The sequence below is a fragment of the Roseovarius sp. genome (assembly GCF_048262375.1).
GTDB lineage: Bacteria > Pseudomonadota > Alphaproteobacteria > Rhodobacterales > Rhodobacteraceae > Roseovarius.
Map to the genome: position 1 here is coordinate 87,225 of NZ_JBLXFE010000013.1, position 10,189 is coordinate 97,413.

11 protein-coding genes and 1 pseudogene are annotated in these 10,189 nt (G+C 60.9%); 6 read left to right on the forward strand and 6 right to left on the reverse strand.

Annotated elements, in window-relative coordinates; translation table 11 throughout:
• Nucleotides 1–20: 20 nt before the first annotated feature.
• Both ugpE and ACN0SW_RS14415 read left to right on the forward strand, forming a co-directional pair.
• On the forward strand, nucleotides 21–857 hold the full coding sequence (ugpE, locus tag ACN0SW_RS14410; RefSeq protein WP_417728635.1) for a sn-glycerol-3-phosphate ABC transporter permease UgpE: 837 nt from the start codon (nucleotides 21–23) through the stop codon (nucleotides 855–857).
• Nucleotides 858–862: 5 nt separating this feature from the next.
• Nucleotides 863–1,912: an ABC transporter ATP-binding protein gene (locus ACN0SW_RS14415; protein ID WP_417728620.1), complete on the forward strand. Its 1,050-nt coding sequence runs from the start codon at nucleotides 863–865 to the stop codon at nucleotides 1,910–1,912.
• Nucleotides 1,913–1,996: 84 nt separating this feature from the next.
• Here the strand turns inward: ACN0SW_RS14415 and ACN0SW_RS14420 are convergent, their stop codons facing one another.
• The 6 genes from ACN0SW_RS14420 to ACN0SW_RS14445 are packed head-to-tail and all read right to left on the reverse strand — an operon-like array spanning nucleotide 1,997 to nucleotide 7,913.
• Nucleotides 1,997–2,395, reverse strand: coding sequence for a Na+/H+ antiporter subunit G (locus tag ACN0SW_RS14420; protein ID WP_417728621.1), 399 nt, complete (start codon nucleotides 2,393–2,395; stop codon nucleotides 1,997–1,999).
• Between the two features lie 10 nt (nucleotides 2,396–2,405).
• Nucleotides 2,406–2,675 (reverse strand): K+/H+ antiporter subunit F, encoded by a 270-nt coding sequence (locus ACN0SW_RS14425; RefSeq protein ID WP_417728622.1) that lies wholly within the window; start codon nucleotides 2,673–2,675, stop codon nucleotides 2,406–2,408.
• On the reverse strand, nucleotides 2,672–3,163 hold the full coding sequence (locus tag ACN0SW_RS14430) for a Na+/H+ antiporter subunit E (protein ID WP_417728623.1): 492 nt from the start codon (nucleotides 3,161–3,163) through the stop codon (nucleotides 2,672–2,674). Before ACN0SW_RS14430 ends, ACN0SW_RS14425 begins: the two co-directional genes overlap by 4 nt.
• Nucleotides 3,164–3,176: 13 nt before the next feature.
• Nucleotides 3,177–4,688, reverse strand: coding sequence for a monovalent cation/H+ antiporter subunit D (locus ACN0SW_RS14435; RefSeq protein WP_417728624.1), 1,512 nt, complete (start codon nucleotides 4,686–4,688; stop codon nucleotides 3,177–3,179).
• Nucleotides 4,685–5,038: a Na+/H+ antiporter subunit C gene (locus ACN0SW_RS14440; protein ID WP_417728625.1), complete on the reverse strand. Its 354-nt coding sequence runs from the start codon at nucleotides 5,036–5,038 to the stop codon at nucleotides 4,685–4,687. The genes ACN0SW_RS14435 and ACN0SW_RS14440 overlap by 4 nt, the downstream gene beginning before the upstream one ends.
• A gap of 1 nt (nucleotide 5,039) precedes the next feature.
• A complete protein-coding gene (locus tag ACN0SW_RS14445) occupies nucleotides 5,040–7,913 on the reverse strand; it encodes a monovalent cation/H+ antiporter subunit A (protein ID WP_417728636.1) in 2,874 nt (957 codons plus the stop codon).
• Between the two features lie 175 nt (nucleotides 7,914–8,088).
• Between ACN0SW_RS14445 and ybgC the strand changes: the two genes are divergently transcribed.
• The 4 genes and pseudogenes from ybgC to ACN0SW_RS14465 all read left to right on the forward strand — a co-directional run.
• Complete coding sequence (ybgC, locus tag ACN0SW_RS14450; protein WP_417728626.1) at nucleotides 8,089–8,526, forward strand: tol-pal system-associated acyl-CoA thioesterase; 438 nt, start codon at nucleotides 8,089–8,091, stop codon at nucleotides 8,524–8,526.
• Between the two features lie 151 nt (nucleotides 8,527–8,677).
• A complete protein-coding gene (gene tolQ, locus ACN0SW_RS14455; protein WP_417728627.1) occupies nucleotides 8,678–9,373 on the forward strand; it encodes a protein TolQ in 696 nt (231 codons plus the stop codon).
• A gap of 3 nt (nucleotides 9,374–9,376) precedes the next feature.
• Nucleotides 9,377–9,850 carry a protein TolR gene (gene tolR / locus ACN0SW_RS14460; RefSeq protein ID WP_417728628.1) on the forward strand — a complete coding sequence of 158 codons (474 nt, stop codon included), beginning with the start codon at nucleotides 9,377–9,379 and terminating at the stop codon, nucleotides 9,848–9,850.
• Between the two features lie 11 nt (nucleotides 9,851–9,861).
• Nucleotides 9,862–10,189, forward strand: a pseudogene (locus tag ACN0SW_RS14465) (energy transducer TonB); the annotation flags it as partial.

Consider the following 10,189-nt stretch of genomic DNA (forward strand, 5'->3'; position numbering starts at 1 on the left):
TGGCGACCGAGATCACAGGCATGGTCGAAAAACGCGGGTTCGGTCTCTGGCTCACGCATCTCGCGATGATCGCCGGCGTCTTGGTGATCTTTTTTCCGATCTGGCTGGCCTTTGTCGCATCGACCGTCACGCAACCCGAAATCGTGCGTCCGCCGATGCCGCTCTGGCCGGGCGACCAACTGATCAAGAACTACACCGCAGCCCTCTTTTCGGGCGTCAACGTGCCGGTACTGACCATGCTGGGCAATTCCATGGTCATGGCAGTGGGCATTGCCGTGGGCAAGATCATCATATCGCTCACCTCGGCCTTTGCTATCGTCTATTTTCGCTTTCCGGGGCGCAACCTGTTCTTTTGGCTGATCTTTTTGACGCTGATGTTGCCTGTCGAGGTGCGCATCGTGCCCACTTACGAGGTGATCGCAGGTTTTGGCATGCTCAACAGCTATCAGGGGCTAATCTTTCCACTGATCGCTTCGGCCACCGCGACCTTTCTCTTTCGTCAGTTCTTTCTCACCGTGCCGGATGAATTGGCCGAGGCGGCGCGCGTTGATGGGGCCAGCCCGATGCAGTTCTTCTGGGACATTCTCTTGCCGATGAGCCGCACCAATATCGCGGCGCTCTTCGTGATCCTGTTCATCTACGGGTGGAATCAATACCTCTGGCCGCTGCTGATCACCACCGATCCGTCGATGAACACCATCGTGATGGGCATTCGCCAGATGTTCCCAAGCGGCGATGACGTGGCCGAATGGCCGGTGATCATGGCCACCTCGATCCTTGCGATGATCCCGCCGGTGGTGGTGGTCATCTCGATGCAGAAACTCTTTATCCGTGGCCTCGTGGACAGTGAGAAATAGACGATATGGCAACCGTAGCGCTCAATAATATCCAGAAACGCTTTGGCCAGACCGAGGTGATCAAGGGCGTTTCGCTCGACGTTGCGGATGGGGAATTCATCGTCATTGTTGGCCCGTCGGGCTGCGGCAAATCCACCCTTCTGCGCATGGTCGCGGGTCTCGAAACGATAACCGAGGGCGAATTGCGCATCGGCGACCGCCGCGCCAATGACCTCGAACCGATGGACCGTGACATTGCCATGGTGTTCCAGAATTACGCGCTCTACCCGCATATGAGCGTGGCGCAGAATATGGGCTATGGACTCAAGATCGCGGGCCTGCCCAAGGCAGAGATTGCCGCCAAGGTTCAGGACGCCGCCAAACTCCTGCAACTGACCGAATTGCTGGACCGCAAACCCCGGCAGCTTTCGGGCGGTCAACGCCAGCGTGTCGCCATGGGCCGCGCCATTGTGCGCGCGCCTTCGGTGTTCCTCTTTGACGAACCGCTCTCCAATCTCGATGCCAAACTGCGGGTGCAGATGCGGCTCGAAATCCGCGAATTACAGGCCAAGCTGGGCATCACCGCGCTCTATGTCACCCATGATCAGGTCGAGGCGATGACCATGGCCGACCGGATGATCGTGATGAACGCAGGCCGCGCTGAACAGATCGGCACGCCGCTAGATGTCTACGAGCGCCCCGCCACGCTCTTTGCCGCGCAGTTCATCGGCAGCCCGTCGATGAATGTGCTGGAGGTCGAAGGGCGCGACGGTGCGCTCTGTCTTGGCGACATGCGCCTGCCGAACCCCACAGACCATATCGGCCCGGTCATGCTCGGGCTCAGACCCGAGCATCTCGTGCCCGATCCCCAAGGCCCGATTGCGCTGCAGGTCTTGTTGGCAGAGCCCTTGGGCGCCAACACGCTTTTGCATGGTAAACTTGGCACGGGTCAGAATTTTACTGCCAGCTTGCCGGGGGTGCATACGGTGGGACAGGGCGGGGCCGCGATGCGCCTCTCGATTGCACCGGACAACATGCACCTCTTTGACAAGGCGACGGGTGCGCGGCTGGGCTGATCTTGGCCTTTGGCTGAGTGTCGCGGCTCTGCCCCGCGCTGCGCACCGCTTGGCGCGCGGCCTGCCGCAAGGCCAATCAAGGTCTTACCCCTGCTGCGTTTCCTCTGCCGCTGCCGCTTCAATCTCGGCCCGCTCGGCGTCGCTCTCATAACTGGCCCAAGGGCGTTCCGTCCCGGTCGGCGGCAGATCGCTGGCCTTGTGCTGCAGGTGCAGATGCGTCTTGGCGATAAAGTGCCCGGTGATCGGCGCGGTCAGGAACAGAAAGAGCACGATCATCAGCTCGTGAAACGAAAATTGCCCCACGACAAAATAGAAATAGAGCATAGAGGCGGCCAACGCCCCCCCCACGCCCAGCGTCGTGGCCTTGGTGGGCGCATGCAGCCGCATCATCGGGTCCGGTAGTTTGATCATACCGAACGAGCCGACCAAGCCAAACACACCGCTGATCACGAGGCAGACCGAAATGAGAATCTCAACAACCATGATCCGCCCCTTATTCGATGATATCGCCGCGCAGCAAAAAGCGCGTGTATGAAACAGTCGAGATAAAGCCGGTCATGGCGATGATCATCGACGCCTCGAAATAGACCGTCGTGCCCTTATAGATGCCAAACAGCGCCAAAAGCGCGATCATGTTCACCACCATCGTATCGAGCGCCAGAATTCGGTCGCCAACGGTGGGCGAACTGATCACCCGAAAGATGTTCAGCAACAGGCCCAGCCCGAAACAGCCAAAGGCAAAAAAGAGCGCATATTCGATCATTCGAAAATCTCCATGAGCCGACGTTCATAGCGTGCCTTGATGTCGTCGCGTACCGCATCGGGATCGGGCGCGTCCAGACAATGCACAAGCAGGCTGCGACCATCCGCCGACAAATCGCTCGATATCGTGCCCGGCGTCATGGTGATCGTGCCCGCCAACACCGTGATCGCCTCAGGCGTCCGCAGCTCCAGCGGGATGGTGATCCACGCGGGCTTGGTGTTGGCATTGGTCTTGAACAGGATGATCATCGCCACCTGCACATTGGCCACGCAAATATCCCACAGCACGACCAGCACGAATTCCACGATCCGGGGCAGGCTCGACAGCCTTGGACGGTTGGGCCAATAGGGCGAGGTGATGACCGGGATGATTAACCCGAGGATCGCCCCCAGCACCAGATTGCCAAAGGTCAGCTTGTTCACCAGCATCTGCCAGACCACGATCAGGGTCAGCGTCAGGTATGGATGGGGCAGGATCTTGCGCAGCATCGTCTTTCCTCCCTCAACCACCGTTCAGCACGGCGGCGATATATCCCTCGGGCGCGTGCAATTGCATGGCCGTGGCGTCAATATAGCCCATGATCGGACCGGCCAGCACCGACAGCGCCACGATCCCGCTCAGCATCGCGAAACAGGCCACCAGTGGCAGCGCGGGCTGCGGTGCGGGGGCCGGTTCCTCGCCGGTTTCGGGGGCGAGTTTCCAGAACACGACGCTGCCCGCCTGTGCCATTCCTATAATTGCCACCAAAGAGGTGCCAAGGATGACTGCCCAGATCAGCCAGACCTCGTCCATGCTGCGCACCGCGTCGAGAATAAGCAGCTTGCCGACAAATCCCGACAGCGGCGGCATCCCTGCCGTGGCGATCGCCGACCCAAAGAAGAGCGCGGCAATCATCCCATGCTGCGCCAGACGCGGTCCGGGCTGCATCGCGCCACCCATCGGTCCGCGCCGCTCGCGCACCAGATCGACCACAAGGAACAACAGCGCCCCGGCCAGCGTCGAATGGATCATGTAATAAAGCGCCGCCGCCGTCGTCTCGGGCCGGAACCCGGACAGCGCAATCAGCAGCGTGCCCATCGACCCGATGGCGGCAAAGGCTGCCAGACGCCCAAGACGCTTGGCACCCAGAATGCCAACCATCCCTGCCACCAGCGTGATCAATGCCGCATAAATCAACAGCTGATCAATCAGATCAGCGGTCGCCCCCAGATCGGGACCAAAGACCAGCGTATACATCCGCAGGATCGCATAGGCACCCACTTTGGTCATGATCGCAAAGAGTGCCGCCACCGGGGCCGGGGCCTCGGCATAGGTTTCCGGCAGCCAGAAATGCAGCGGCAAAAGCGCGGCCTTGATCGCAAAGACCAAGAGCAACAAAACGGCACCCACGCGCAACAGCGCCCCATCCTCGACCGGAATTTCCGCCGCCCGCACCGCCAGATCGGCCATGTTGAGCGTGCCCGTCACCGCATAGAGCGTGCCAAGCGCAAAGAGAAACAGGGTCGAGCCAAGCAGGTTGTAGATCACATATTGCACACCGGCCTTGAGCCTGCGGCGCCCGCCGCCGTGGATCATCAGGCCATAAGAGGCAATCAGCAGCACTTCGAAAAAGACGAACAGGTTAAAGGCATCGCCGGTCAGAAACGCGCCAAAGATCCCCATCAACTGAAACTGATAGAGCGCGTGGAAATTATTGCCGCGCTGATCCCATCCGGCGCCCACCGCATAGAGCAGCACAATGAGCGCCAGCACCGCCGTCACCAGCACCATCAATGCCGACAATCGGTCCAGCACCAGCACGATGCCAAAAGGCGCGGGCCAATTGCCCAGCTCATAAACCTCGATGGCACCCGTGGCTGCCTGAGCCGTCAGGCCAATCGCCACCGCCAGCACCGTCGCAACCCCGCCGATGGAAAACACCCGCTGCAAGGCCGGATGATAGCGCATCGTCAACGTCAGGATCGCGGCCAGCACCGCCGGCAGCACGATCGGTGCAATAATCCAGTGGCTCATGCCTCACTCTCCTGCTCGGGCGGCGTCTCGGGGCCGATATTCACGGTGTCATCGCGCGACGAAAGAAACGATCCCAGGGCCATCATCACCACCACCGCTGTCATGCCAAAGGAAATCACGATCGCCGTCAGCACCAGCGCCTGTGGCAGAGGATCGGTGTAGGTGTCCACGTTCTTGTCAAAGATGGGGGGCATGTTCACCACCAACCGCCCGGTGCCGAACAAAAACAGGTTGACCGCATAGCTGAGCAGGGAAATCCCGATGATCACCGGAAAACTGCGCAGTCGCAGCACCAGATAGATCCCGCCAGCGGTCAAGAGGCCGATCGCGCTTGCAAACAGAAGTTCCATCTCAGGACTCCTTCTCGTCGGGCGCGTCGTTGCGTGCCGGGTTGATGTCCATCGGGAAGACATTGACCGTCTCACCCGACCGCCGCGCCATGCTCGACAGGCTGTTGAGCGCGAGCATCACCGCCCCCACCACAGTCAGGAACACGCCCGTATCAAACGCCATGGCGGTGGCCCATTCGAATTTCTCGATGGGCGGGAAATACAGATACCCGTAATCCGACGTCAGGAACGGCCGCCCCGCCAGCCAAGCGCCCAGCCCCGTAACCGAGGCGATCAGCACACCCACGCCGATGGTCGCGTGATAGGTTACACGCTGCCGCGCCTCCGCCCAAGCAAAGCCAGAGGCCATGTATTGCATGAGAAACGCAATCGCCACGATGAGACCGGCGATAAACCCGCCACCCGGCGCATTATGGCCCCGCAGGAAAATATAGGCCCCGACCATCAGCGCGATGGGCATCATCACGCGGGTGGCGACCACCATCATCAGCGGGTGACGGTCGCCCGCCTCGGCATAGCGTTCCGCTTGCCAACTCGACAGCCATCGGCCGCCGGGCCCCTTGAGCACCGTCTCCGTCAGCGCAAAGATTACCAGCGCTGCGATCCCCAGAACGATGATCTCGCCATAGGTATCAAAGCCCCGGAAATCCACGAGAATCACGTTGACCACATTGTTGCCGCCGCCGCCTTTGTAGGAATTGGCCAGATGAAAGACCGAGATGCTCTCGGCGGCGAAATCGCGCACCAGAATGGCGTAGGTCAGGCCGGTAACGGCAACGCCGCCCACCACCGCAATTGCCGCATCACGCATCCGCCGTGCGACGGTGCTCTCGATTGGTGTCTCTCGTGGCAGGAAATTCAGCGCCAGAAGCAGCAGAATGATCGTCACCACCTCGACCGAGATCTGCGTGAGCGCAAGATCCGGCGCCGAGAGATAGACAAAGCCCATCGACACGATCAGGCCCACGATCCCCATCAGCACCAGCGCAAGGAACCGGTTGCGATGAAAGGCCACTAGACAGATCGTCGCCAGCACCAGCAAGAGCCAGCCAATCGCAGGCAGTACCGTAATCGGCAGCGTCTCGCGCGTGGGCGCGGCCATGCTGCCGCCACCATAGGCCAGAACACCCGCAGCGATCACCGTCACCGCAAACACCGCCCCGTTGCGGGTCAGCGCGCCATTGTGAATGCCATCAGTCAGCGCAGTGCTCAGCGCTGTTGCCGCCCGTGTCACCGCATCGAACATCACCTTGGCTTCGGGGCGCGGCGTGGCGTTCCACATCGCCATCAGCGGCGCATGCAGGCGTAACAGCACCGCACCGCCGATGACCGCGATCACCGACATCCAGAGGGCCGGTACCAACCCGTGCCAGTGGGCGATTTTCACATGCGGATCAGATTGCGTCACCGCCTGTGCCGCCGCCTTGACCAGATCCCCGGCAACGGTCATCGGCATCAGCCCGATCAGGATCACCAGCACCGTCAGGAACGCAGGCGCGGCCCACATGCCGAAACCCGGATCATGCGGTTTGGCGGGATAATCGTTGCGCTTGGGTCCGAGGAACACATGCACGATATAGCGGAACGAATAGGCCACCGAAAACAGCGCGCCCAATGTCGCCACCGCTCCCATCATCCAATGCGGACCTATCCATTGGGTATGCGCCACCTCTTCCAGCATCATTTCCTTGGATAGAAAGCCGTTGAGCGGCGGAATCCCCGCCATCGACAGCGCCGCAATCGTGGCAATGGTAAAGGTGATGGGCATCAGATGCCGCAGACCGCCAAGGCGCTTGATATCGCGGGTATGCGCCTCGTGATCCACGATCCCCGCAGTCATAAAGAGCGCGGCCTTGAAGGTGGCGTGATTGATGATGTGAAACACCGCGACGACCGCCGCCGCCTTGGTGCCAAGTCCCAGAAGCAGGGTGATCAGCCCCAAGTGGCTGACCGTTGAGAACGCCAAGAGCGCCTTCAGATCATCTTTGAACAGGGCAATCTTGGCCGCCATCACCATGGTGATTAGCCCGGTAGAGGCCACGATCCAGAACCATTCCGGCGTGCCGGCCAGAACCGGCCACATCCGCGCCATGAGAAACAGCCCCGCCTTTACCATCGTGGCCGAATGCAGATAGGCCGAAACCGGCGTGGGCGCGGCCATCGCATGCGGCAGCCAGAAATGAAATGGAAACTGCGCCGATTTGGTGAAACACCCGAGCAGGATCAGGATGAGAGCGGGCAGATACATCGGACTGGCCTGAATGGCATCCTTTTGCGTCAGGATCACGCTCAGGTCATAGCTTCCGACGATATTGCCAAGGATCAACATGCCCGCGATCATCGCAAGCCCGCCCAGACCCGTGACCGTCAGCGCCATCCGCGCACCCTGCCGCCCTTCGGGCAGATGCTTCCAATACCCGATCAGCAAAAAGGACGACAGTGAGGTCAGTTCCCAAAAGACCAGCAGCAGCAGGATATTGTCGCTCAGGACAATCCCCACCATCGCGCCCTGAAACAGCAGCAGATAGGTGTAAAACTGCCCCATCGGATCTTCGCGTGACAGGTAAAACCGCGCATAAAGAATGATCAGCAGACCAATCCCGAGAATCAGCCCGGCAAACAACAGCCCCAACCCATCCAGCATGAAATTCACGTTGAGCCCCAGCGAGGGCAACCACTCTATACCAAATGTCAGCACTTCGCCGCGCAGCACCGCAGGTGCGCAGATCAACAAGAGCGTGAGCGCAAGGATCGTCGGGGCGGCTGTAAAGGCGGCGCAGGTGTTGCGCCCGGCCTGAATCATCAGCCCCGGAAACAAGGCACCCAGAAACGGCAGCGCCGCGATGATCGGCAAAAATCCTGCGGCGGTGTCCATCCGTGTTCTGCCCCTCTCCCTGTGTTCTGCCTCGGCCAGGCACCACGTCGCGGGTGCAATTTTTGGGCCGTTCAGTTGATCCAGCGTAATATACGGCGGCATCTGCGCGCCACAACCCAGCATGTGACGATTTTCCACCTCGTGAAATTCGAAGTCTTGCATGCGGTGGCCGTCGATGATTTGCTGCATATGCAGCATCTATAGGACTTCCCCCGTGACCAGCGCCCCCCATGTCTTTCCCGTGACCGTCTATTATGAGGATACGGATATGGGCGGGATCGTCTATCACGCCAATTACCTGAAATTCATCGAACGCGCGCGCAGCGCATGGGTCCGCGATCTTGGCATCGACCAGAACGCCATGCGTGACCGCGACGGTCTCATCTTTGCAGTGCGCCGCATCGAGGCCGATTACCTTGGTCCCGCCCGCCTCGATGATGTGCTTGAGGTCGAAACCCGCACCCTCACCCAAACCGGGGCGAGGCTTGTGATGGAACAAAGGGTCCTGCGTGGGGCGGATGTGATCTTTACGGCTCAGGTCACGGTTGCCTGTCTCACGCGCGCGGGCAAGCCTGTAAAGCTGCCCGCGCGCCTGCGTTCGGCGCAAGACTGAGCCGCCCCCGGCAATTATCCGCCTGATCCTTGCGCAAAATGCGCCTCAAACCTGCGTGAGCCCACGGATGGTGTTGGCTTTCCCCTTTTAAATAGGATAGTTTGCCCCGCAATAAGGCCGGAAAACGGCCAGACATATAAAGAGCAGGCAAATGGAAGCAGAAACCCTGGCATTGGCACAGGAGATGGATTTCTCCATGTGGGCGCTCTTTGCGCGCGCCACCCTTATCGTCAAACTGGTGATGTTCATGTTGATCGTGGCCTCGTTCTGGGCTTGGTCGATCATCGTTCAAAAGATCATCATCTATCGCAAAGCGCGGCGCGAGGCCGAAATCTTTGATCGTCGCTTTTGGTCCGGCGAGCCGCTCGACGGTCTCTTCGATGAGATCGGACCAGAGCCAGCCGGCCAATCCGAGAGGATCTTCGCGGCGGGCATGATGGAATGGCGGCGCAGTCACCGCAACGACGGCAACCTTATTGCCGGGGCCACCGCCCGCATCGACCGCAGCATGGACGTGGCCATCGCCAAGGAATCCGAAGACCTGCAAAGCGGGCTTCAGGTGCTGGCAACGGTCGGATCGACCGCGCCGTTCATCGGACTCTTCGGCACGGTCTGGGGGATCATGCATGCCTTTATCCAGATCGCGGAACAGCAGAATACCAACCTCGCCGTCGTCGCCCCCGGCATCGCCGAGGCACTTCTGGCCACTGGCCTTGGCCTGATCGCGGCCATCCCGGCGGTGATTTTCTACAACAAGCTGAGCGCCGATTCCGACCGCATCGTTGCGGGCTACGAGGCCTTTGCCGACGAATTCGCCACGATTCTCAGCCGTCAGTTGGACAGCTAGATCATGGGCGCGGGTGTCGTTCAGAAATCGGGCGATTCAGGGCGTCGCAGGCGCGGGCGTGGCCGCTCGCGCCCGATGGCCGAGATCAACGTCACGCCCTTCGTGGACGTGATGCTGGTGCTTTTGATCATCTTCATGGTCGCGGCCCCGCTTATGGTCGTGGGCGTGCCGGTGGAATTGCCGAAAACCGCCGCCAACTCTCTGCCGAGCGAGGAAGAAGAACCGCTGACCGTCACCGTCACCGCCGACGGTGTCGTGACGATCCAGACCACAGAGGTGCCGCGTGCCGATCTGGTGGCGCGCCTGCGTGCCATCGCCACCGAACGCGACAGCACCCGGATTTTTCTGCGGGCCGATGGGGCGGTGCCCTATTCTGAGGTGATGCAGATCATGGGGGCGCTCAATCGCGGCGGCTTTGGCAACATCGGGCTGGTAACGGATGCCGGTGGCCCGGCGCTTGACGGGCAGGGCGGCTAGGGGCGTATCTGGTGAATACCGGACAGATCATATCAGGCGCGGGCCATCTGGCATTGATCGGCTGGGCCCTGTTCGGGGGCGCTTTCCGCTCTGATCCGCCGCCCTTCGAGGTGGTGGAGGCCACAACCATTTCCACCGAGGATTACGCCGCCCTGATCGCGCGCCAGAGCGCCCCCGAGGCGGTGGCCAATGTTGACACACCAGAGCCGCCCGCGCCGGGCGATGCCGCGCCGCCGCTCGCCTCTACGCCGGACACGCCCCCCGAGAGCACGCCGCCCGAGGCGCAGGAAACCGCGCCGCCCGATCCCGCGCCCGGCGTGGCTGAAATCGCCCCGCCCG

Excerpts from the sequence above, each read along its gene's own strand:
- ugpE (WP_417728635.1), top strand. The coding sequence starts at position 21 with ATGGTCGAAAAACGCGGGTTCGGTCTCTGGCTCACGCATCTCGCGATG.
- ACN0SW_RS14415 (WP_417728620.1), top strand. The coding sequence starts at position 863 with ATGGCAACCGTAGCGCTCAATAATATCCAGAAACGCTTTGGCCAGACC.
- ACN0SW_RS14420 (WP_417728621.1), bottom strand. The coding sequence starts at position 2,395 with ATGGTTGTTGAGATTCTCATTTCGGTCTGCCTCGTGATCAGCGGTGTG.
- ACN0SW_RS14425 (WP_417728622.1), bottom strand. The coding sequence starts at position 2,675 with ATGATCGAATATGCGCTCTTTTTTGCCTTTGGCTGTTTCGGGCTGGGC.
- ACN0SW_RS14430 (WP_417728623.1), bottom strand. The coding sequence starts at position 3,163 with ATGCTGCGCAAGATCCTGCCCCATCCATACCTGACGCTGACCCTGATC.
- ACN0SW_RS14435 (WP_417728624.1), bottom strand. The coding sequence starts at position 4,688 with ATGAGCCACTGGATTATTGCACCGATCGTGCTGCCGGCGGTGCTGGCC.
- ACN0SW_RS14440 (WP_417728625.1), bottom strand. The coding sequence starts at position 5,038 with ATGGAACTTCTGTTTGCAAGCGCGATCGGCCTCTTGACCGCTGGCGGG.
- ACN0SW_RS14445 (WP_417728636.1), bottom strand. The coding sequence starts at position 7,913 with ATGGACACCGCCGCAGGATTTTTGCCGATCATCGCGGCGCTGCCGTTT.
- ybgC (WP_417728626.1), top strand. The coding sequence starts at position 8,089 with ATGATTTGCTGCATATGCAGCATCTATAGGACTTCCCCCGTGACCAGC.
- tolQ (WP_417728627.1), top strand. The coding sequence starts at position 8,678 with ATGGAAGCAGAAACCCTGGCATTGGCACAGGAGATGGATTTCTCCATG.
- tolR (WP_417728628.1), top strand. The coding sequence starts at position 9,377 with ATGGGCGCGGGTGTCGTTCAGAAATCGGGCGATTCAGGGCGTCGCAGG.